At 38.0% G+C, this 22,897-nt stretch carries 22 protein-coding genes; 17 read left to right on the top strand and 5 right to left on the bottom strand.

The features are described from left to right. The first annotated feature begins 55 nt into the window (after positions 1 to 55). The 3 genes from AC1FXP_RS13840 to AC1FXP_RS13830 all read left to right on the top strand — a co-directional run bounded on the left by AC1FXP_RS13840 (position 56) and on the right by AC1FXP_RS13830 (position 2,823). The gene (locus AC1FXP_RS13840) at positions 56 to 796 is read left to right on the top strand and encodes an ABC transporter ATP-binding protein (protein ID WP_480062323.1); all 741 of its coding nucleotides are present in this window, start codon (positions 56 to 58) and stop codon (positions 794 to 796) included. After that, on the top strand, positions 793 to 2,007 hold the full coding sequence (locus AC1FXP_RS13835; RefSeq protein ID WP_480062321.1) for an ABC transporter permease: 1,215 nt from the start codon (positions 793 to 795) through the stop codon (positions 2,005 to 2,007). The genes AC1FXP_RS13840 and AC1FXP_RS13835 overlap by 4 nt, the downstream gene beginning before the upstream one ends. Positions 2,008 to 2,070: 63 nt before the next feature. After that, on the top strand, positions 2,071 to 2,823 hold the full coding sequence (locus AC1FXP_RS13830) for an EcsC family protein (protein ID WP_480062319.1): 753 nt from the start codon (positions 2,071 to 2,073) through the stop codon (positions 2,821 to 2,823). Positions 2,824 to 2,851: 28 nt separating this feature from the next. On the opposite strand, the gene AC1FXP_RS13825 is transcribed toward AC1FXP_RS13830, so the two are convergent. Next, positions 2,852 to 3,577 (bottom strand): cytochrome c biogenesis CcdA family protein, encoded by a 726-nt coding sequence (locus AC1FXP_RS13825; protein WP_480062317.1) that lies wholly within the window; start codon positions 3,575 to 3,577, stop codon positions 2,852 to 2,854. 274 nt (positions 3,578 to 3,851) lie between these two features. On the opposite strand from AC1FXP_RS13825, the gene AC1FXP_RS13820 reads away from it, so the two are divergent. The 6 genes from AC1FXP_RS13820 to AC1FXP_RS13795 all read left to right on the top strand — a co-directional run bounded on the left by AC1FXP_RS13820 (position 3,852) and on the right by AC1FXP_RS13795 (position 8,373). Next, entirely contained in the window at positions 3,852 to 4,247 is a 396-nt protein-coding gene (locus AC1FXP_RS13820; protein ID WP_480062315.1) for a hypothetical protein, read from the top strand. A gap of 1 nt (position 4,248) precedes the next feature. After that, positions 4,249 to 4,833 (top strand): PspA/IM30 family protein, encoded by a 585-nt coding sequence (locus tag AC1FXP_RS13815; RefSeq protein ID WP_480062313.1) that lies wholly within the window; start codon positions 4,249 to 4,251, stop codon positions 4,831 to 4,833. A 184-nt stretch (positions 4,834 to 5,017) separates the two neighbouring features. Further along, positions 5,018 to 5,881 (top strand): DUF4097 family beta strand repeat-containing protein, encoded by an 864-nt coding sequence (locus AC1FXP_RS13810; protein WP_480062311.1) that lies wholly within the window; start codon positions 5,018 to 5,020, stop codon positions 5,879 to 5,881. 17 nt (positions 5,882 to 5,898) lie between these two features. After that, positions 5,899 to 6,693, top strand: a complete 795-nt coding sequence (gene liaF / locus AC1FXP_RS13805) for a cell wall-active antibiotics response protein LiaF (RefSeq protein ID WP_480062309.1) — start codon at positions 5,899 to 5,901, stop codon at positions 6,691 to 6,693. Then, positions 6,690 to 7,739 carry a HAMP domain-containing sensor histidine kinase gene (locus tag AC1FXP_RS13800; RefSeq protein WP_480062308.1) on the top strand — a complete coding sequence of 350 codons (1,050 nt, stop codon included), beginning with the start codon at positions 6,690 to 6,692 and terminating at the stop codon, positions 7,737 to 7,739. Before liaF ends, AC1FXP_RS13800 begins: the two co-directional genes overlap by 4 nt. Position 7,740: 1 nt before the next feature. Further along, positions 7,741 to 8,373 (top strand): response regulator transcription factor, encoded by a 633-nt coding sequence (locus AC1FXP_RS13795; protein WP_480062306.1) that lies wholly within the window; start codon positions 7,741 to 7,743, stop codon positions 8,371 to 8,373. 43 nt (positions 8,374 to 8,416) lie between these two features. On the opposite strand, the gene AC1FXP_RS13790 is transcribed toward AC1FXP_RS13795, so the two are convergent. After that, a complete protein-coding gene (locus AC1FXP_RS13790; RefSeq protein ID WP_480062462.1) occupies positions 8,417 to 8,824 on the bottom strand; it encodes an antibiotic biosynthesis monooxygenase family protein in 408 nt (135 codons plus the stop codon). Positions 8,825 to 9,152: 328 nt separating this feature from the next. Here AC1FXP_RS13790 and AC1FXP_RS13785 point away from each other — a divergent pair, with 328 nt between their 5' ends. From AC1FXP_RS13785 to AC1FXP_RS13750, 8 genes are all read left to right on the top strand, one after another. Continuing rightward, entirely contained in the window at positions 9,153 to 11,297 is a 2,145-nt protein-coding gene (locus AC1FXP_RS13785) for a transglycosylase domain-containing protein (protein ID WP_480062304.1), read from the top strand. 219 nt (positions 11,298 to 11,516) lie between these two features. Beyond that, positions 11,517 to 12,557 (top strand): uroporphyrinogen decarboxylase, encoded by a 1,041-nt coding sequence (gene hemE, locus AC1FXP_RS13780; protein ID WP_480062302.1) that lies wholly within the window; start codon positions 11,517 to 11,519, stop codon positions 12,555 to 12,557. 14 nt (positions 12,558 to 12,571) lie between these two features. Then, complete coding sequence (gene hemH / locus AC1FXP_RS13775; RefSeq protein ID WP_480062300.1) at positions 12,572 to 13,504, top strand: ferrochelatase; 933 nt, start codon at positions 12,572 to 12,574, stop codon at positions 13,502 to 13,504. A gap of 9 nt (positions 13,505 to 13,513) precedes the next feature. After that, the gene (hemY, locus tag AC1FXP_RS13770; RefSeq protein ID WP_480062298.1) at positions 13,514 to 14,923 is read left to right on the top strand and encodes a protoporphyrinogen oxidase; all 1,410 of its coding nucleotides are present in this window, start codon (positions 13,514 to 13,516) and stop codon (positions 14,921 to 14,923) included. A 115-nt stretch (positions 14,924 to 15,038) separates the two neighbouring features. Beyond that, positions 15,039 to 16,820, top strand: a complete 1,782-nt coding sequence (locus AC1FXP_RS13765) for a sigma 54-interacting transcriptional regulator (RefSeq protein ID WP_480062296.1) — start codon at positions 15,039 to 15,041, stop codon at positions 16,818 to 16,820. Positions 16,821 to 16,973: 153 nt separating this feature from the next. Further along, a complete protein-coding gene (locus AC1FXP_RS13760; protein WP_480062294.1) occupies positions 16,974 to 18,161 on the top strand; it encodes an iron-containing alcohol dehydrogenase in 1,188 nt (395 codons plus the stop codon). A 26-nt stretch (positions 18,162 to 18,187) separates the two neighbouring features. Further along, on the top strand, positions 18,188 to 19,522 hold the full coding sequence (locus AC1FXP_RS13755) for a GntP family permease (RefSeq protein ID WP_480062292.1): 1,335 nt from the start codon (positions 18,188 to 18,190) through the stop codon (positions 19,520 to 19,522). A 27-nt stretch (positions 19,523 to 19,549) separates the two neighbouring features. Next, positions 19,550 to 21,004 carry a CoA-acylating methylmalonate-semialdehyde dehydrogenase gene (locus AC1FXP_RS13750; RefSeq protein WP_480062290.1) on the top strand — a complete coding sequence of 485 codons (1,455 nt, stop codon included), beginning with the start codon at positions 19,550 to 19,552 and terminating at the stop codon, positions 21,002 to 21,004. Positions 21,005 to 21,139: 135 nt separating this feature from the next. On the opposite strand, the gene AC1FXP_RS13745 is transcribed toward AC1FXP_RS13750, so the two are convergent. The 3 genes from AC1FXP_RS13745 to AC1FXP_RS13735 form a co-directional block, all read right to left on the bottom strand. Then, entirely contained in the window at positions 21,140 to 21,205 is a 66-nt protein-coding gene (locus AC1FXP_RS13745) for a YrzI family small protein (protein ID WP_480062460.1), read from the bottom strand. Positions 21,206 to 21,335: 130 nt separating this feature from the next. Next, positions 21,336 to 21,470 (bottom strand): YrzI family small protein, encoded by a 135-nt coding sequence (locus AC1FXP_RS13740; protein WP_480062288.1) that lies wholly within the window; start codon positions 21,468 to 21,470, stop codon positions 21,336 to 21,338. Between the two features lie 417 nt (positions 21,471 to 21,887). Further along, positions 21,888 to 22,895: an aliphatic sulfonate ABC transporter substrate-binding protein gene (locus AC1FXP_RS13735; RefSeq protein WP_480062286.1), complete on the bottom strand. Its 1,008-nt coding sequence runs from the start codon at positions 22,893 to 22,895 to the stop codon at positions 21,888 to 21,890. Positions 22,896 to 22,897: the final 2 nt, after the last annotated feature.

The following is a 22,897-nucleotide window of genomic DNA, read 5'->3' as shown; positions in this document are numbered from 1 at the left end:
CTAGAGAACTATTCTGGACTTTTGGTAAGATAAGAGGGCGAAGGAGTTGTTAACTATGTCAGTTTTAAAAATAGAGGGAATAACGGGAGGATACCATCCGAAAAAGCCTGTATTACATGATGTTAATTTTCATGTTAATAATTCAGAGATTGTCGGGTTGATTGGGCTAAATGGGGCAGGGAAGAGTACAACGATTAAACATATACTTGGGTTACTCCAACCTGAAAAAGGACAAGTAACGATAGAAGGGAGAACGTTTCAAGATGATGTTAATGAATATCGGCGTTCATATGCCTATATTCCAGAAACACCAATCCTATATGATGAGTTAACGTTATGGGAGCATTTAGAGCTGACAGCATTGGCATATGGACTTAAGAAAGACATTTTTGAAGAGAGAGCAGAGAAGTTGCTTGCTGAGTTCCGGATGGGAAAAATGAAAAAGTGGTACCCAAGTCATTTTTCAAAAGGAATGCGTCAAAAAGTCATGATTATGAGTGCATTCTTAATTGAACCTCCCGTTTATATTGTTGATGAGCCAATTGTTGGATTAGACCCAATTGGTATTCAATCTTTTTTAACATTTTTAAGCGATATGAAAAATAGAGGTGCCGCTGTCTTAATGTCGACACATATCTTAGTAACAGCAGAACGTTACTGTGATCGCTTTGTTATATTGCATCAAGGGAAGGTTGTGTTGGAGGGGACACTGGATGAGATGCGTCATCAATTACAACTTCCTCAAGCGACATTGGATGATATATATATTGAAATGACAAAGGAAGAACTCGTATGAATGATGGAATGACGTTATGGAGAGAACGAGTTAACACCTATTGGAATATGGCGATTCGATATTTACGTTTAATTGGGAACAGTGGGTTTTTGTTCACAGTCTATGTTCTTATCATTATTGGGAGCTACTATTATAGTGTGTTTCTAGATTGGTTACCAGAATCTTTTCCAGCAGTTTGGGTGTTTGTTGCAGTGTTTGCCCATTTGTTGACAAGAAGTGGTGTGCGAACATTTGTAAAGCCGGCGGATGTGGTTTTTCTCTTGCCGTATGAATCGAAACTTGGATCCTATTTTCAAGCATCTAAATGGTATAGCTTTGGATTGCAAAGTGGAGTCATACTTCTTGTCTTAGTTGTTCTTTCTCCTTTATTTTCGGAGTACTTAGCATCTAACGCTGGCAGCTTGTTGCTGGTGTTAGTCTTCTTGATTGTGGCGAAAGGTTGGAATGTGTTTGCAAGTTTTGAAGAGCAACGTTTTCAAAGCGAGTCAGATAGACGTTCTCACTTTTTATTACGAGGGGTAATAAACATTGCTTTCACCTATTTGCTTTTTTCAGGTGCTAATTTGTTATATATTCTTGCCCTTTACGTAATCATGGCAGCTCTGTATTACGTTTATTATCAAAAATTGTCTAAGCAATTATCGATTAAGTGGGATCATTTAATTGAAGTAGAACAAGGAATGTTGTTGTTCTTTTATCGTATTGCTAATGCTTTTACAGATGTTCCACAACTTAGAAATAAAGTGAGACCAAGGAATTATTTGAAAGGGATTTTACCTGTAATTACAGATTCTAAGAAATCGATTTATCATTATTTATTTGCGAAATCCTTTATTCGGGCGAACGACTATCTTGGTATCTATGTAAGGCTTGTCATTATAACAGCTGTTATCCTTCTTGCCCTTCCTTCTGGGTGGCTTCAACTTGTGGTCCTTCTCTTATTTATGCATATGGTGACAAATCAATTGTCTACAATTTGGTATCATTACGATACGAATATGTGGGTTGATTTGTATCCTGTAAGTAATGATGAAAAAAAGGATGCCCTAACACAGCTATCCTTTAGATTGCTATTGATTATGACAGCCGTTCAACTAGGTGTATTACTAGCTTCATCCGCTCTCTTGATTGCCGGAGCTACCCTTATTCTTGGTGGGGTATATAGCTATGTAGGAAGTCATAAACTGATTCATAAAAAAAGGAAAAATTAGTCATCATCATACTTATACTTGAATCTATAAAGATAAGGAGTAACGTCAAAAGGAGAGGCTGTTATGTATGAAAAGGAGATTGCAGAAGAATTGCAAAGATGGAAGCGGAAGTTGTTAAAACGACCTTCGATGGTAGGTCGTTATACAAAAGGATTGCAATCTAAGATGAACAATCTTATTCCAGAAAAAGTACATTCCGTCGTAACGGCAAGTATAAAGAATATGGTCCACGCTACGTTAGTTGGTTCTGAATATACTACAAAAAAACAACCTGAGTTGGCATTAAGCCTAGAGCAAAGAGAAGAGAAAGTATCCCAAATAATTAAAACGTATAAGCGTACGGCTGCTCTAGAAGGAGCTGGAACAGGTGCAGGAGGTATTTTACTTGGAATGGCTGATTTTCCTTTACTTCTAAGTATAAAAATGAAGTTCCTTTTTGATGTTGCCTCTGCATATGGTTATGATGTGCGAGACTATCGAGAGCGATTGTTTGTTTTGTACCTTTTTCAGTTAGCTTATGCAAGGGAAGAAAAGCGACTTGATTTAATCAAGCAGTTGGAAGAATGGGAATTAAGAAAAGAGCATCTTCCTGAAAAAGAAGAATATTTAGCTACGTTTGATTGGAAGGCATTTCAACTCGATTATCGTGATTATATTGATTTACCAAAGATGCTACAACTCATCCCAGGGTTCGGAGCAGTAGTAGGTGCGGCTGCTAATTATCGTTTTCTTGATCTATTAGGGGAAACCGCGATGAATGGCTACCGAATAAGGTGGTTGTCGTCACTACCGGAACAAAAAAACGAGATTGACTAATTTTAGTCAATCTCGTTTTTTTATTTTGTTAAATAGTAAAAGGAAGTGATTGAGAAATACGATTTAGATAAGCAGAGATAACAGCAAACTGTCCTGTGAATAATAAGATACCTAAGATGACCATAATTCCGCCGCTTACTTTTTGAATGGTAGGAAGCCACTTATTTAATGCCCGGACTTTATTCAGGGAACGCGACCAAAGCAGCGCTACTAAAAGAAATGGAATTCCTAAACCGATTGAATAAACAAATAACATAAATACCCCTGCCCACATCGTGTCGGCTTGACTTGCCATAAACAGGATCGAAGAAAGAACAAGTCCGATACAAGGGGACCAGCCAGTCCCGAATAAAAAGCCAAGCAGAACTGAATTGGCAAAACTCGCTGTTTTTTTCGGTTTAACTGCTAGCTTTTTTTCGCTCAGTAACATTCGGATCGATATAACTCCCATCATTTGTAAACCAAAGACAGCAATGATGATTCCTCCAATTTGTTCGAAAAGCTGTCTATTTCCTAAAAAAGCTTGACCGATAAACGTCGAAGACAAACCGAGGAGAAGAAAGATAATTGTGAATCCAAATATGAAGCCAATGCTCCTTGAAATAATTAATTTTCTATCAGCGTTTATTTGATTATCAGAAATGTTTGTTCCTGTTAATTGAGCCAAGTAAGCTGGTACTAATGGGAAAACACAAGGTGACAAAAAGGAAACAATACCCGCTAAAAAGGCGAGCCAAATAGAAACTTCAGTCATGCTAAACACATCCTTAAAGTAAAGTAAATCTAGAAATTTATATCGTTCTACTTCCTAGTCTATTCTAGTCCATTCTCGATATATGAATCAATTTTTTACACTTGCTTATTCATTATAGCTGATTCTATACAAGGATGATGGCCATATTACAAACGTTCACAAAGTAGTAATGAAAGATCAGTCTTAAGACGTAGACAAAACCAATCTACAGGTTGGCTTCAAAAGAATTATCTTCATCTACAATAAAAGTAGTTAAGAGAAGGAGGCAATGTAAATGAAACAATCAGGTAAATTTTTCGGCGGAATACTCCTTATTTTCATAGGGATCAATATTCTTCTTGGCATGATTGGGGTTAATATTGGAGGAATCATTGGGCTTCTCATTGGTGGAGCGCTCCTCTATTGGGGATTTACAAAATGGCAAGATAAAGGACAATGGTCGTTCTCAAGTATTATTCTAATTACTTTTGGTGCGTTAATGCTACTTGGGGGGCTTGGAGGAATTGTTAGTTTATTGATCGGTGCATTCTTAGTTTATGGTGGCTACAAGCTTATGAAAACAAAAGAAAATGCTAATGAAGATAAGCTTGATTTCAAAGAAAAAACAACCAGTTCGTTTGAGAGTATTGATGAAGAGTTCACAAAGTTAATGAAAGAAGGGGGAAATTGACATGCTAGGAGATAGAATTAACCAGTTAATTAAAGCGTATATAAATGAAGGGTTAGAACGAATTGAGGAACCCGCTATTATGGTTAAGCAGTACATTCGTGATGTGAAGGAACAGGTAGACAAGGCGGAACAAGATTTAGAGAGCGCATTCATACGAAAAAAAACATTGGAGCACGAATTAACGTTAGCGCGTGAATTGTTTAAAAAGCGGGAAGAGCAAGCGCATGTTGCTTTACAAGCGGATAATGAGGATTTGGCGCGAAAAATATTGGTTAATAAAAAAGAAGTGTGGAAGCAAATGAACCAGTTCCAAGAAATGATAGCCAAGCACGAAGACATTATTCGTGAGATGACTTCTAAGCTTGAACAACTTCAAACTAAATACAGTCAATTACAGGAGAAAAATATGGAATTAATAGTACGTATTCAAGCTGTAAAGAAAAGTGGGAAAACGAAGTCAAATGACAAGGTGAAAAGTGAAACAAAAAATTGGAGTGACCCAACTTTACTTGAACCTGATTGGGAAAATGAGAGTGAGGTTGATATAGAAATAAACAAATTGAAAGAGCAAATGCAAGAAAATTAATAAAAAGTACAAATAAAAGTTGTGAGGGAGTAGCGTTATTCTGATGAAATAAACGTTAAACTAAACTACTACCTCACAACAAAAAAAGCAAAATCAGTTGTTAAGAGGTATTAAAAATTTTCTATACGAACAACTAAAAGTCTTATATAGTTATAAAGTGTAAAGACTTGCAAGGAGGGGGAACATGAAGGTGTTGTTAGGAGGTATCTTGATAGTCATAGGTTTATTTCTCTTAGTAACAACCATCTCTTCACCGTTTACAAGCTTCGAAACAAAAAGGAGTGGAGGGTCATTAACAGCAGAACTAACTTCAGTAAAAACACTTGACTTCTCAAGCACATCTGTAGATTGGGTCATCGAAGGCCATGACGGTCAAATGCTTTCGGTTGAATTAAATAATGTAAATAAACAAATAGAGTTACACTCAAAAGAACAGAAAGACAAGTTACAGATTGAGGTGAAAGAACCGAGATTCAGTTTTTTCTCATTTAACTTTCGTGGAAGAACACAGGCTATTGTACGTATCCCGAATAGTTATAGAGAGAACCTAAATGTTAATAGTATCTCAGGAGGAATTGAGCTTGATGATGAAGTGCGTGTCACCAATACTAGATTAAAGACTGTTTCTGGGAATGTAATAGGATCAACACGTTCTAGCGAGTCTGTAAAAGTGAAGACAACCTCAGGAAAAATCAACTTAAAAGAAGTAACAACTGCCAATGTCAAGTTAGAAACTGTTTCTGGCGATATAATCGCTCAAAATTTATCAGGAGACATCGAAGGAAAAACAGTCTCTGGTAATATAGAGTTAGAGTATAAAGATGAAAACGAAAAGGTCTGGTTAAAAACAGTTTCAGGGGTTGTTGAACTAAATATTCCAATAGGAAATGCAGAAGTAAATCTTAACACAGTTTCAGGAGATATACGGCTTGACCTCTTACAACAACAGTCTATAAAGTCTAAGGCTTTTTCAGGAATTCTAGGTGATGGTTTGCATCCAATGACGATATCAACGACTTCAGGAGATATTCGAATTCGTGAGCGCTAAATGAAAGGAGATGGAGCATGAAGAAGCAAACTTTATTTGGACTTATCTTTGTTATTATTGGTTTCAATATTTTGATTAATACGATGAACATATCAATAGGAAACTTCGTTGCTCCACTCATTTTTTTCGTGATGGGCTTGTTTTTTTATAAAAGAGACCATAATTTCATTAGCCTCATTTTCTTTGTAATTAGTGCTAGTATTATTTTTGACCAATTTTTAGGGATGAATTTCATGGGATTACTTATTGCGATTGCAGCACTCTATTTTGGTATTCGCTTAGTCCGGTCACCTAAAAAAAGAAAGCATGACAGAGAGTTGATTCACGATAAAACAGAGCAAAACATAAGAAAAGCAGAGGAGAAACTAGATAAATTAAATGAAAGATTTCGAGTGGATGAGGATGATTCAAAGCGAACAAGAGATAATCGAGTGGTCTTCACCCCTACAATGAGAAAAAGCTTAATCGGAGAAGTTCATTATTTAGGTGAAGCTTTTGAATTAAATGACTTAACTATTTGGAATGGAATTGGAGAAGTTCGTATAGATTTATCGAAAGCAATTATCCCAGAAGGTGAAACTGTCATTGTTGTCCAAACATTAATTGGAGAAATTGACTTTTATGTACCTGAGGATTTAGCGGTTGCGATTCAAGCCTCTTCTACTATTGGCGAAGTTTCTCTTTTCCATGAAAGTCACGGAGGAATCAACCAACAGCTTAGCATCGCAACAAAAGAATACAAACAAGCACCGAGAAGAGTCAAACTAATCCTTTCTACGTTCATTGGCGAAGTGAAGGTGAGAGCAGTATGAGGAAACGTTTAGCTAGCATTCGTTGGCAATTTATTCGTCATAGTATCATCGTTACTTTTACTTTGGCCTTTCTGTTGCTCTTTTTAATGACATATGATGAACCGCGTAGCTTGCTAATAGTATTTGACCGTAAACTAGTGGGGATTCCGCTCTTTTTTTGGATTCTTATTGTTATCGGGATTACTGGAATAATCGGAGGGTATATTCAAGCGGATCCGATAAGGAGAAGAGTCGACCAATTAGTTCATGGTGCACTAAGGTTTGAGCGAGGAACGTTTACGCATAGGGTGGAAGTGGAAGGTGCAGATGAAATAGGAGAACTTGCTAAGCGATTAAATGGAATGGCTCAAAACTTTGAAGAACAAGTAGCCTCCTTGCAGCGCCTATCTAGCGAACGTGCTGCCATGCAAGAAACGGTAAAAAAAGCAGCTGTATCAGAAGAACGTCAACGTTTAGCTAGGGATTTGCATGATGCAGTTAGTCAACAACTATTTGCTATTTCGATGATGACCGCTGCTATTAAACAAACGATGGTACAGACATCTGACCCTACTGTTGAACAAGTAAAGATGGTTGAAAAGATGGCGAATACTGCTCAAGCAGAAATGCGTGCATTGCTACTTCACCTTAGGCCAGCCCATTTAGAAGGGAAGAGTTTAATGGATGGTATCCATCAATTATTTAATGAATTGCAAGAAAAGTATGGAATGGATGTCACCGTTACGATTCAAGATAATATGATGATCCCTAAAGGAATAGAAGATCAAATCTTTCGAATGGTCCAAGAAGCAATCTCGAACGTTTTACGACATGCGAAAGCGACACAACTAGAATTACAGCTTAGACAAACGAATCAAGATTTAAAAATAAAACTAATCGATAATGGGATTGGTTTTGATGTGAAAACTGTTCAAAAAAATTCTTATGGCTTACATACGATGCGAGAGCGGATGACCGAAATTGGGGGAACGCTACAAATCGTTTCTGTTCCTAGTAAAGGAACACAAATTGAAGTGAATATTCCTATTGCATGGAAGGGTGAGTGAAATGATTCATGTCCTGTTAGTGGATGATCATGAAATGGTACGAATGGGGTTGTCAGCGTACTTATCGACACTACCAGATATAAAGGTTGTTGGGCAAGCAAGTAATGGATTAGATGGAGTCAATGCAGCATTACAATTACAACCTGATGTGGTGTTGATGGACCTCGTAATGGAAAAGATGGACGGGATTGCTGCAACAGCTGAGATTGTAAAGGAAATACCTAATTGTAAAGTGATTGTTCTTACAAGCTTTATTGATGATGAAAAAGTGTATCCTGTAATTGAAGCAGGTGCATTTAGTTACCTACTTAAGACATCATCAGCCGTTGAAATTGCTGAGGCAATACGAGGAGCAATAGAAGGAAAGTCAGTTGTGGAAGCAAAAGTTACGAATAAGATGATGGACCGCATGCGGGGAAATAAAGTAAAACCATTACATGACTCACTCACTCCACGAGAAAGAGAAGTACTTGAATTAGTTGGAGAGGGAAAGAGCAATCAAGAAATAGCTGATACGCTTTTTATTGGTATTAAAACGGTAAAAACTCATGTTAGTCATATCCTACAAAAGCTTGAATTAGAAGACCGTACACAAATGGCTGTTTATGCACATCGTACGGGATTAGTAAAGTAGAAAACATGCAGTAAGGGTAATGCTGCATGTTTTCTTTTTCTTTTTATCCAACTGTATACGTAGTAACAAAAGATGGGCGTGGGAAAATTGAAGTTGGTAATGCTTGAGAACTTCCTCGTTTTTTATGTGCGTTCTCATACGATTTTGATGTTTGCCATTTTTTAAACGAATCTTCATCTTCCCAAATTGTCATGATTGCATATGTATCATCGCTAACAGGTCGTAATATTCGGATGGCTTGGAATCCAGGCTCTCCTTCAACTAACCCAGCACGATTACGAAAACGTTCTTCAAAAGAAGGACGCCCTTCTTCACTAACAGGAATATTATTGATAACAACAAATCCTTTTTCTTTAATGGTTCCCGTTTCGCTAAATACTTCATAATGTTTTGCTGCACTATGTTCAGCTATTTCTTCTACATAAACAAATTGCCCCGTTTCCCCTTGCATCGTAACTCCATTAAGCGCTGGTGTGTCACTATTAATTTGAACAATACTAGCTTTTTTCACCTGAGGCACCTCCTATGTTTTGCATTAATTGAAACGAAAAGTAAATCTATTCGTATATAAGTTTAGCTGTAGAAGATTTGCTTTGCAACTGTTATGAACTAGTCATAGACGGGTATAGTAGGTAATAGAAGGAGAGGACACTGACAAAGGTGGTTTTTACTTTGTCAGTGTCCTCTAAGCAACGTGCGGGGCTATTGCTATTTAATCAAGGTACTGAAGAAGTGTTTTCACCTTTTGTAGTGACCTCTAGAAGGGAGGTGTATGTTATTTGAAAAAGAAAATAGTTATAGGGTTAGCAGCTCTTTTAGGGACAACTCTTTTCGCTCTTATTATTTATTTAAGCATTATACTAGCAGGAAATTATGTAATAGATGGTCAGAAACTAGTGATGAAGGCAACGACGTCTCTTGTTGATCAAAATGGAGAGGTTCTAACCCAGCTTTATATTGAAAATAGAGAGCCTGTTACCATTGGCGACATACCTGAACATGTACAACAAGCTTTTATTTCTGTGGAAGATATACGGTTTCATAACCATCAAGGGATAGACATTCGCGCTATAGGAAGAGCGTTATATCGTGATTTACTTGCAGGAGCTAAAGTTGAAGGAGGAAGTACGATTACTCAGCAGCTTGCCAAAAATGTTTTCCTGACAAATGAAAAAACGTTACTACGAAAAACCAATGAAGTACTAATTGCTATGAATTTAGAACGTAAATATAGTAAAAATGAACTTCTAGAAATGTATTTGAATCGAATCTATTTTGGTCACGGAGCTTATGGAATACAAGCCGCGTCTAAATTGTACTTTAATAAAGATGTACATGATTTATCAATTGAGGAAGGAGCTCTCTTGGCTGGGCTACCAAAAGCCCCTAACTCCTATTCTCCTATTACAAATCCAGAACAAAGCAAGCAGCGACGGGATCTTGTCTTAACGTTAATGGAAAGGCATGGGAAGTTAACTCCTGAAGAGGCTAAGTATTTACGTGGACGAACCGTTGTTATTAATCAAAATCGTGTTACGGAAAATGAAGCATATTTAACCTACATTGATATGGTGTTAGATGAAGCGCGTGATCGTTATCATTTAACGAATGAAGAAGTTCTAACTGGAGGCTATCAAATTGTCGTTCCGATGAACAAAGAGATCCAAATAGATTCATATCAAAAGATACAAGATAATCGATATTTTCCAAGTGGTAATGAGGATGCTGAGGCAGCCATAGTTCTCTTTGACTCAAAAACGGGAGGTGTTCTTGCAGTACAAGGTGGAAGGGAGTATGTACGAAAGGGTTTAAATCGTTTGAATGTAAAACGACAACCTGGTTCTACAATTAAGCCACTTGCTGTTTATGCTCCTGCAATGGAGATGGGGACATTTCATCCGTATTCGATGATTGTTGATGAATTGATTGATTATGATGGATATACTCCTAGGAATTTCAATCAAGAGTATTCAGGGAAAATGACGATGTATGATGCAATCACTTATTCAGCCAATGCACCAACTGTTTGGCTGATGAATGAAATGGGAGTTGAAACGTCTGTTGAAGCTCTAGAACGTTTTGGTATTCACACAAACGATCGCGGTTTAGCAATCGCATTAGGAGGATTATCAGAAGGTGTAACTCCTCTTGAACTCGCTTCTGCTTACAGTGTCTTTGCCAATAACGGCAATCAAGTAGATCCTTATTTTATTGAAGCTATTTATACTAAAAATGGGGAGCGGTTACTAGGTGAAAAATGGCGAAATGAAACGATCATATCACCTCAGACGTCATGGTACATGACAAGAATGCTCGAATCTGTTGTGAAGAATGGTACGGGAAAAAGTGGAGAGGTCCATAGCTCTTTAGCTGGGAAAACAGGGACGACATCTTTTCCAGGAGTAGAAGGCGCAGTAATGGACGCTTGGTTTGTCGGCTATACGCCAACGGTTGTGGGGGCAGTATGGATGGGTTATGATGTTACAACAAGTGAACAGTATCTTAGAGGAGGAAGTGCGTATCCTACTGTTTTATATAAGGATATCGTCAGTGAGTTACCAAGTCAGATGCGTGCAGCTGCTTTTGAGAAGCCTGATGAAGTTGAGGAGCTTCTACCACCTGTTGAACTTCCGGTGATTACTGATTTAACAGCGACTTTTTCAATGGGGGGAAGAGGACTTTCTAGTATTCACCTAAAGTGGAGTGGCAAAGCTGATGAGAGAATTTACTATCATATTTATGAGAAAACTGAAGATGGAAGCAACCTTTTAGCAACAGTTGTTGGCCAAACAGAATTTTATATCAACAGTTCAAACCCATTTACAACTAGGAAGTATGAAGTTGTTCCTTATAATTCGATAACCGATCAAGAAGGGGTTACTTCTAATTTAGCTGAGGTGAAATTTAGGTTAGGCTTTCATTAATATGGTCTAAAAGGGATTCGTCCCTTTTAGACTTTCCGCTTGCTTTGGGACAAGAGTGATAAGTCAATTCAAACAACTAAAACATTCATCTATTTTATGACAGTTGTTCTGTTAGTCTATACACGTTAAGTTTCGGTCATTATAGTAAAAGTGTATAATATGCTTTTTGGAATGTAATCAAGTAAAATAGGTAGGAAAGATATTTAAAGGAGTGGCACAATGGATCAGAAGATTTTTAACGATACGTTTTTAAAAGCCTGTAGAGGAGAGGCTCATGATCATGTACCTGTTTGGTATATGAGGCAAGCTGGACGGTCTCAGCCTGAATATAGAAAAATTAAAGAAAAATATTCTCTTTTTGAAATTACACATCAACCGGAACTATGTGCCTATGTGACTAAGTTACCTGTTGATCAGTATAATAACGATGCGGCTATTTTGTATAAAGATATCATGACACCGCTACCAGCCATTGGAGTAGACGTAGAGATAAAGTCAGGAATTGGTCCGGTTATCGATAATCCAATTCGTACGAAAGCAGACGTAGAAAAATTAGGAACGATTAACCCTGAAGAAGATGTGGCTTATGTTCTAGATACAATCAAACTGCTACGTGAACAGTTAACGGTTCCATTAATTAGTTTTGGAGGAGCTCCATTTACGCTTGCTAGCTATATGATTGAGGGTGGCCCATCTAAAAACTACAATAATACAAAAGCGTTTATGTATGCAGAGCCAGAAGCTTGGCACTTGTTGATGGATAAGCTAGGTGAAATGACTATTACATATGTAAAATCGCAAATTGCAGCAGGGGCGCAAGCGATTCAAATTTTTGATTCTTGGGTAGGGGCGTTAAATGTAGCTGATTATCGTACATTTGTGAAGCCGGTCATGAACCGTATCTTTGCAGAACTTAAGCAAGAAAATGTTCCGCTTATTATGTTTGGAGTAGGAGCAAGTCATTTAGCAAACGAGTGGAATGATTTGCCTCTAGATGTAGTCGGGCTTGATTGGCGCCTGTCTGTGCAAGAAGCAAGAGAGTTAGGTATTAAGAAAACAGTTCAAGGAAATTTAGATCCTGCAATTTTGTTAGCTCCATGGAATGTCATTGAAGAACGCACGAAAGCAATCCTAGATCAAGGAATGAAAAATCCAAACTTTATCTTTAATCTAGGACACGGAGTTTTCCCGGAAGTTAGTCCAGATACGTTAAAGAGATTAACAGCTTTCGTGCACGATTATTCGATGAATAAGTTGTAATTTGAGGTGAGGGAATGACTAAGAGAAGAATTGGCTTATTAGTAATGGCATATGGAACACCAAGAAAGAAAGAAGAGATTGAGCCGTATTATACTCATATTCGCAGGGGGCGGAAACCTTCTGATGAAGCGTTAGAAGAGTTGACGGAGCGCTATGAAGCTATTGGAGGTATTAGTCCTCTTGCTAAGATTACAGAAGATCAAGCATTTGGCTTAGAGGCACAATTAAATAGTGAATATGATGATGTTGAATTTAAAGCTTACCTCGGCTTAAAACATATTGATCCTTTTATTGAGGATGCTGTTAAGCAAATGAAAGAAGATGGGATTGAGGAAGCCGTAAGTTTAGTTCTCGCACCCCATTTTTCAACTTACAGCGTGAAATCTTACAATGGCAGAGCTAAAGAGGAGTCAGAAAATGTAGACGGACCAACGATTTACAGTGTTGATAGCTGGTATAATGAGCCGTTGTTTATCGATTATTGGGTAAATCAGGTAAAAGAAACATTAGGTGAAATTGAGGATAAGGACAAGTCCTGTGTTATCTTTTCAGCTCATAGCCTGCCAGAAAAAATTACGAAAATGGGAGATCCGTACCCAGATCAACTGCAAGAAACAGCTGACTTGATTGCAGAAAAAGCAGGAATTAAGAATTATACAATTGGTTGGCAAAGTGAAGGCAACACACCTGACCCTTGGCTAGGTCCAGATGTCCAAGATTTAACTAGAGATCTATATCAAGAACATGGTTATACTTCCATCGTTTATTGTCCAGTTGGTTTCGTAGCTGATCATTTAGAAGTGCTTTATGATAATGACATTGAATGTAAGATCGTAACAGATGAACTTGGAATTGATTATTATCGTCCTGAGATGCCGAATGCCAAACCAGAATTTCTACAATGTTTAGCAACAGTTGTCAAAAAAAAGCTTGCAGAGAGAGAGTAGTGAGAACTTGTGGTGCAAAAGGAAAGAAGGATAGCAATTATTGGCGGTGGAATTACTGGGTTAGCAGCTGCACATAAACTGGAAAAAGCTAAGGGAAACGATGTAGCTATTTCCTATGATTTATTTGAAAAAAGCGAGCGACTTGGTGGGAAGATACAAACCGAACGCGTTAATGGATTTGTTATTGAACTCGGGCCGGATTCGTACTTAGCGAGAAAGGACAGCATGACAAGGTTGGCGAAAGAAGTTGGATTAGAAGAAGAACTTCTGTTTAATGATTCAGGTCAAGCATATGTCTTAAAAGGAGAAACCCTTCACCCGATTCCTGGTGGAGCGATAATGGGCATTCCTACAGAGATCAAGCCATTTTTGCATACTAACCTGTTATCGCCAATTGGGAAACTAAGAGCGGCAGGCGATTTCTTTTACCCACGTATCACGGCTAAAAATGAGGATATCTCTCTTGGTCACTTCTTTCGTCGAAGATTAGGCAATGAGGTGGTTGATAGTCTCATTGAGCCACTTTTATCTGGTATTTATGCAGGAAATCTAGATAAGTTAAGTTTAAAAGCTACCTTTCCTCAGTTTTTACAAGTTGAGCAAAAGCATGGGAGTCTCATTCGTGGAATGAAAGGGTCAAAAGGTAAACAGTCAAAGCCGCAAACGGAGGTTGGAAAATCCAAAGGGATGTTTTTGACGTTTCGAAGAGGGTTGCAGTCTTTTGTTGAAGCGATTGAAGCAAAACTCGACCGCGATTCAGTCCATAAAGGTAGTAATATAACAAAGGTAGAAAAGCGGGGGAAGCTATTCTATTTGTGTTTTGCAAATGGTGAGGAAGCCGTCTATGATAAAGTAATCATGACTACTCCGCCAAAGGTAACAGCGAACTTACTATCCGATTATCCATATTTCGGATATTTACAAGAGATGGAATCAACGACAGTAGCGACTGTTGCTCTAGCTTATAAAAAAGAGAAAGTCATCAATCGCAATGAAGGGACAGGCTTTGTTGTATCGAAAAAAAGCAATCATACTATTACTGCTTGTACATGGACTCATAATAAATGGAAGCACTCTACTCCAGAAGGGTACGCACTGCTTAGAGCTTATGTTGGACGAGCTGGTGACTCAGCGATTGTCTCGCGTTCAGATGATGAAATCGTAAGTGCTGTCCTTTATGACCTTAAGCAATTCATGACAATTGAAGGAGAGCCGGAGTTTTGCTTCATAAAACGATGGCAGGATTCCATGCCGCAGTACAATGTCGGTCATACGTATAAACTAGCAAAAGTAAAAGAAGATATCGTGCGGAATCTTCCTGGTCTTTATCTTGCTGGTGCAGGCTATGATGGGATTGGGTTGCCTGATTGCATTAATCAAGGAGAGGCAGCTGTGCAACAAATTTTTAATAGGTGGTAGAGAAAAAGAGGGTGGCTTCTTCTAATTCCTTTTGTTGTTTTTATGACCTTTTAGGGAATTGTGAATCGGAAGCCCTCTTTTTCTATTTGAATATATAAGAGTAGGAGGCAAGTAGATGGATAACTCTACTGATCAATTAAGTGTAATCGATGAATCTGATCTACAGTCTGAGCTTCAAGTAATACATTGGATGGTTCCTCCTCATTTTATTGTATATGACAACCATTCTATACAAGACATACTTGAAATAATGCAATATAAAAATAATGATTTAATTGTGATTAATCAGGATCATTTAGTATTAGGGATCATTACCCAACAAATGATGAATCGTCTTTATTTAGAGGGGATATCTGTTAATAAAACAATGGAGGTAACATGGCTCGAAACATCACCTACCATTTTTCCTGATACATCGATTTTACATATACCTTTTAATGAACAAGTGATTCCGGTCGTGAATCAAAACGATAAATTAGTTGGCTCTATTAGTACGAAGGAGTTGTTCATGGCACAGGAATTTTTAATAAGTTCGATTCAGCATAATGTGAATGTCATTGATATCATTCTTGATATTGCTTATGAAGGAGTGGCTCTCGTCGACCGAAATGGATTTGTCGTAAAAATGAATCAAGCCTATCGAAATTTCTTAGGGATTATTTCAGAAGATGTTATAGGGAAACATGTAACAGAAGTTATTGATAATACAGAGCTCCATCTAACGGCCAAGACAGGCATACCTCAAAGAGGGGAAATTCAATTAATTCAAGGTCAAAAAATGATCGTCCACCGCATTCCGATCTGGCAGAACAATGAACTAGTCGGTGCGATTGGGATGTTAATCTTCGAAGGCGTATCAGAGTTGTATCGCATTTTAGAAAATGCTACTCAAACATCTAAAGAAAGCTTTCCTTCTCCTCTGATAAGTGAAGAGAAGAAAAAAATTGAGTCAACTTCTTTGAACACATTCGATAAAATCCTAGGTGTTAGTGAAGAAATGTATGCATGCAAAAGGCTCTCAAAGAAAGCGGCAAAAGCGAATGCAACGGTTTTAATCACGGGCGAAACGGGAACAGGAAAAGAAGTATTTGCTCAAGCCATTCATCGTTCAAGCAGAAGGTCAGAAGGCCCCTTTGTGGCTATCAATTGTGCAGCTATCCCAGAGAATCTTCTTGAATCAGAATTATTTGGGTATGTAGAGGGTGCATTTACAGGAGCCAAAAAGGGAGGAAGCCAAGGAAAGTTTGAATTGGCTAATGGAGGTACGATTTTTTTAGACGAAATCGGTGATATGCCAAAGCATATGCAAACTAAAATTCTTCGTGTGTTAGAAGAGAGAAAAGTGATGAAAGTCGGAGGAAGTCAAGAGCTTCCTATTAATGTTAGAGTCATTGCAGCAACACATCAAGCTTTACATGAAAAAGTAAAACTAGGTTCTTTTAGAGAGGATTTATACTACCGGCTTAACGTCATTGAATTAGAAATTCCTCCATTAAGGAGACGCCGTTCCGATATACCAATATTATTTTCTTATTATTTAAAACAATTTTCTCATGAAAATAAAGAAGAAGTGAAAAAGGTTGATCCAACTGCTATGGAAAAAGTAATGTCATATGATTGGCCGGGTAATATCCGTCAACTCATAAATACAGTTGAACAACTTAGTACATTAGTCGATGGAAATATAATTAAAACGATACATTTACCTGCTGCTATTAGAGAGCAGCAAAAGACAATGGTAGGACAGCCGCTTAAATTAGAGCGAATGGAGAAAGAAAAACTAACGATTGAACAGATGTTAGAAGAAGTAGGTGGGAATAAGTCAGAGGCGGCTAAGCGATTAGGGATTCATAGAACAACGCTTTATAAGAAAATGAAGCAACATAATTTAAAATAGTGTAGCGAAAAAGATACACATCTACAATGGTGTATCTTTTTTTGCTACACTATTTTCTTTTCCTTTTCTTTGAATATGGCATGTTTTCAACAATGGAAAAGTTGGCACGTATTTTGCATTACTGAAATTGAAAGCAAAAAGGAGGAATCAGAAATGAATGTAGCAACAGTCCACTTGCCAAAGAGTATTTTCTACGGTCAAGGAAGTGTTGGAAAAATCGGAGAAGCGACCGCGAAACTTGGGAAAAAGGCATTGATTATTAGTGATTATGTGATGAGAGACTTAGGAAATTTAGAAAAATGTCATGAATATTTAAGAGAATCAGGTGTTGCTTTTGTTGATTATTTAGAAGTTGCTAGCGAACCAACAGATCAATATGTATACGAAGCACTTTCTTTAACAAGAGCAGAACAATGCGACGTAATTATTGCGTTAGGTGGGGGGAGTTGCATTGATACGGCTAAAGCTGTGGCAGTACTAGCAACAAACGGTGGAGAAATTAGTGATTACATGAATTTGAAAGCGTTAGCAAAGGTTAAGCCGTTGCCACTTATAGCGATTCCTACTACGGCTGGTACCGGATCAGAGGCAACGGATGTAACGGTTATTACGAATACGAGTAATGACGTAAAAATGATGATTAAACAACCTGCATTTATGCCTGAGATTGCCATAGTTGACCCTGTCTTAACGATTTCGTCACCTAAAAATACAACATCTGCAACTGGAGTTGATGCGCTAACCCATGCGTTGGAAGCGTATATTTCAAGAAAAGCACATCCATTTACAGATCACATGGCTCTTTCGGCAATCAAGTTAATTACAGAAAATTTATTAACAGCTTATCATAATGGTTCTGATTTAAAAGCGAGAGATAAGATGATATATGGTTCGATGCAGGCTGGAATTGCATTCTCGAACGCTTCGGTTTGCCTTGTGCACGGGATGTCAAGACCAATTGGTGCATTATTTCATGTTCCTCATGGCATATCAAATGCGATGTTATTACCTGTTGTCTTAGAGTATACAAAAGATTCATGCGTTACACGTTTAGCGGAAATAGGTCGTTTTTTATACCCAGAGGTGAAAGGGCTTGCAGATGAAGCGATGGCTGACCGTGTAGTAACAAATATTCTAGAGTTGTGTCAAAGCTTACATATTCCTAATTTAAAAACGTGGGGTGTAGATGAAGCGGAGTTTGAAAGTGTTCTTGGAAAGATGGCAAAGGATGCTTTAGATAGTGGAAGTCCAGCTAATAACCCTAAAGTTCCTACAGAAACTGAGATTATTTCTTTATATCGTCAAGCTTATGTCTACGAACATTCATTGAAGAAGGTATGATGGACACTTTTTAGGGGGAGAAAAAGATGTTGAGCATGATTGGGTTATTTATCGCACTAGGTCTTCTAATCTTTTTAACTATGAGAGGGATTAACATTATTGTTGCAGCATTGCTTTGCTCAATTGTACTTGCTGTAACAGGAGGGTTAAACCTAAATACAGCAATGGCTGGCTACTATATGGATGGGTTTACAGGTTATTTTGCTAATTGGTTTTTGATCTTCCTATTAGGCGCTATTTTTGGAAAGGTCATGCAAGATACTAAATCAGCAGAATCCATTGCCGATTGGGTAAGTCGGACAATGGGACCTCAATGGGCGGTTTTTGCAGTTGTAGGTGCCTGTGCCATTATGACGTATGGTGGTGTGAGTTTATTTGTAGTTGGATTTACCGTTTACCCAATTGCTGTTTCATTATTTAGACTAGCAAACTATCCACATAGGTTTATTCCTGCAGCCTTAGTTTTTGGCTCAATTTCTTTTACAATGACATCACCTGGGTCGCCTGAAATTCAAAATTTAATTCCGACCGAGTTTTTTGGTACGACACCTACAGCTGGTGGCTGGGTCGGAGTTTTCACAGGGGTTTTCATTGCGGCAGTTGGTGGATTGTGGCTACGATTATTAGTTAGGAAGGCAATAGCAAATGGTGAGGTGTTTGAATTACCAAAATCAAGTCCGTTCTACTCTGCAGACAAAGCTGAAGATGAGATAGCTGCTACAACGGAGAAGAAAAACTTACCAAATCCATTTTTCGCCATTTTACCACTTATTATTGTAATTGCAGTACTGAATATTCTTTCTTTCTACATGCCGCCAAAGACCGCTGCTCTTGTTGCGTTAATACTTGGTATTTTAGCAGTTTGGGGATTTAACTATAAATTTGTTCAAGAGTATTGGCAGTCATTAGCTGTAGGTACACAAAACTCACTTGTAGCCATTGCCAATACGTGTGCTGTTGTAGGTTTTGGAAGTGTGGCAGCCCAAGTATCTGCTTTTGATACATTTATTAATGCTCTTGTAAATATTTCAGGGCCTCCGCTGCTTGGCTTAGCTATTGGAGTTACGATTATATGTGGACTTACCGGCTCAGCCTCAGGTGGTCTTGGGATTGCTCTTCCTTTATTGGCACCGATTTATTTAGCAAAAGGGATAGATCCTGGTTCTATGCACCGGGTTTCAGCCTTAGCATCTGGTGGACTAGATTCCTTGCCGCATAACGGATATGTGGTAACAACGGTTAGGGCCATCTGTGGTGAAACACATAAGAGAGCTTATTTACCGATATTCTGTGTAAGTGTTATTCTTCCGACAATTGCGCTAATTTTAGCGATTGTATTATATTCTTTGTTTTATATTTAAATAAATGAGAAAAAGGAGTTTTTAAAAATGACAGTAACAACAACAGCAGTATTAAAAAATTATATTAATGGTGAATGGATTGATTCTACATCATCTGAATATGAAATTGTTCCAAATCCTGCAACGGGTGAAGAGATTGCTCGTGTTCCGCTTTCTACAAAGGAAGATGTGGATCGTGCTGTATTAACAGCGAAAGAAGCTTTTAAAACATGGAAGAAGACTCCCGTTCCAAAGAGAGCTCGTATTCTATTTAAATATCAACAACTTCTAATGGAAAATTACGAAGAGCTTGCAAGTTTAATAACGAAAGAAAATGGCAAGTGTTACGATGATGCGTATGGGGAAGTGCAAAGAGGAATTGAATGTGTAGAGTTTGCAGCAGGTGTCCCTAGTTTAATGATGGGGGAAATGTTACCAGATATTGCAACTGGAATTGAGTCTGGTATGTATCGTTATCCAGTCGGAGTAATTGGTGGAATTTCGCCATTTAACTTTCCGATGATGGTTCCTTGTTGGATGTTCCCATTAGCGATTGCTTGTGGAAATACGTTCGTGTTAAAGCCGTCTGAGCGCACGCCGTTACTTGCTGAGCGTTTGGTTGAATTATTTACAGAAGCTGGCTTACCTAAAGGTGTGCTGAACTTAGTTCATGGAGCACATGATGTAGTAAACGGATTACTTGAACATAAAGAAGTCAAAGCCATTTCGTTTGTAGGCTCTCAACCAGTAGCTGAATATGTTTATAAAACAGGTGCTAATTACGGGAAAAGAGTTCAAGCGTTAGCAGGTGCGAAAAATCATTCAATCGTTTTAGCTGATTGTGATATGGAAAAGACAGTTCAAGGAATTATTGGAGGAGCGTTCGGAAGTGCGGGTCAGCGTTGTATGGCTACATCTGTTGTTGTTGTAACAGAAGATATTGCTGATGAACTTATCTCTAAATTAAAAGAGGCTGCGGATCAGTTAGTGTTAGGAAACGGGTGTGAAAAAGCTGTTAATCTAGGACCGGTTATTCGTCAGTCTCATTTAGATAAGGTTAACGAGGCGATTGAAGAAGGTATTCAAGAAGGGGCAACGCTTGTTCGTGATGGTCGTGCAGATGGCAAGGATCTTGACGGTTTCTTCTTAGGAGCAACGATTTTTGACAATGTTACAACAGATATGAACATTTGGAAAAAAGAAATCTTTGCACCTGTTTTATCAATTGTACGTGTGAAAGATTTAACGGAAGCGATTGAAGTGACAAATGAGTCCGATTTTGGAAATGGATCTGTATTGTATACCGATAGTGGAGCAGCGGTTCGTCAGTATCGTGAAGATATTGAGGTAGGAATGCTTGGTGTCAATGTAAATGTACCAGCACCGATGGCGTTTTTCCCATTCTCAGGTTGGAAAAATTCCTTCTACGGAGATCTTCATGCAAATGGAAAAGACGGTGTGAACTTTTATACGAGAAAGAAAATGCTAACTACACGTTGGTAAGATGAATAGAGGATTGTCCCTAAAGGTCTATTATTGACCTTTAAGGACAATCCTTTTTTATTTCCATTTTTCGATGCGAGCAATACGCTCTTGATGTTCTTGTTCGTAGTTTTGTTGTCTAACTATTTGTTCTAATTATTTCCCGGTATATTGGCGTTTCTTTATTGTAATCGTAAAAAATATTAAATGAAAAGTTATCAAATATGCCTCCTGTAATTAGTTAATCTCATTCATTAGGTGAGGCCTTTCACCTGTTCGTACCAGCCTTGTAAAACAATCCCTTTAAGAAAAATCATATCCATTACCTCCTTATTCGTATTTTTGTAGTAGTTTATTGCATAAATTTGTGAATCTGTTGATTGTGATACTCTTCTAACTTTTGTTGTCTCACTAAACGTTCGAGTTCCTCACCAGTATACTTTCGTCTTTTGATAGAGATTGTGAAGAGTAAAAAGGAAAAAGTCATTTGATCACCGCCTTTCTATTTCAAGGATAAGCAATGACAATTCCTATATTTGGAAGTCGGAATAAGCAAAAAAGCCACAGGGAGACGCTCCTGTGGCTAGGTAGGTATCTAAAAAAGCCACAGGTTACGTCCTACCTGCGGCTTTAAAAATTAGCTTCCTAATAGAAATCTAATAAACATCTAGTTTGAGGCTAGCAGGTTTTGAACGCAAGATATATGAAGTTAATGTTGGTGTAATTAATCTCGTCATCATTGTGTTCAACCTCCTTTGCTCTCAAATTTGCTTTATTAAGGAATTATATCCAATCTCTGGTAATTTGTAAACTGGAAATGTGAATATTTTTTGCCTATTTTATAAAAGAGTTGACAATAGACAAAAACCGCTCAAATCTAACAGAATTTGAGCGGTTCGTATTTTTATTGATTTAAGATAGCATCTAGACGAGATGTATCAACAAATCCAGTAAGATCTGGATCTTTATCCATGAACTTTAATTCATAAGAAGCATCAGCCCAAGCTTGTAATGCTTCTGGGTGTGTTTCTGTTGTAACAGCCATACGGGTCCAAGCTTTTTCAAGAACGGTTTCAGGTAGACGGTTTTGTGTTAAATCAAAAAGATGATCGTTAATTGTCGTTAATGTATCTTCTGTATTCTCTTGTGTATAATCAACGGCTTGCTTATGACCACGTAATACAGCATCAACAGCTTCAGGATTTTCTTCTAAGAACTTTTTAGATGTAACAACAACAACACTTGCTAATTCTTCTCCTAAGAAAACATTATTCCATTCTGTAACGACGTTAGCATTAAGCTCTTCTACAAGGTACGTTCCCCAAGGTTCAGGTGCAGCTGCAGCATCAATTTGTCCTTGTTCAAACATAGCAACCATGTTTGCTGGTGCGATACGTGATTGATGTTCAACTGTTCCGCCGACACGGTTTGATTCTAGTCCAATGTCTTTTAACATCATTTCAAGTTGAACATTGTGTGTGCATCCATTTCCTGGAGTACAGAAAGACTTGCCACCAAAATCTTCAAGTGTTTCAATACCAGAGTCCTCACGAGAAACAATTAGTGTAGCTCCGTTAGCAGCAGCTCCAAGAACAACGATATCTCCACCTGTAAGGAAGTAGTTAATAGCTGGCCCTGGTCCAACATAACCAACGTCTAGATTCCCTGTTTCAAGTGCTTCGATAAAGTCATTTCCATTTGGGAAGTGGGTATACTCAGCACCTCTTTCACCTAATTCATCATCAAAAAATCCTTTTTCTTTTCCGATAATAGCAGCAGCATGGTCAAGATTTGGAAAATAACCAATACGAACATCACTTTCTGAGTCTGAACCACTCGTACTACCTGCACCACACGCAGTTAATGCCCCAAGCACTAACGCGATACTAGTTGCTTTAAACCATTTTTTCATCG

This window comes from Halalkalibacter sp. HAAS-P013, from assembly GCF_056619925.1.
Note: the sequence above shows the minus strand (reverse complement) of the source record. Positions and strands in the feature narration are given on the sequence as shown.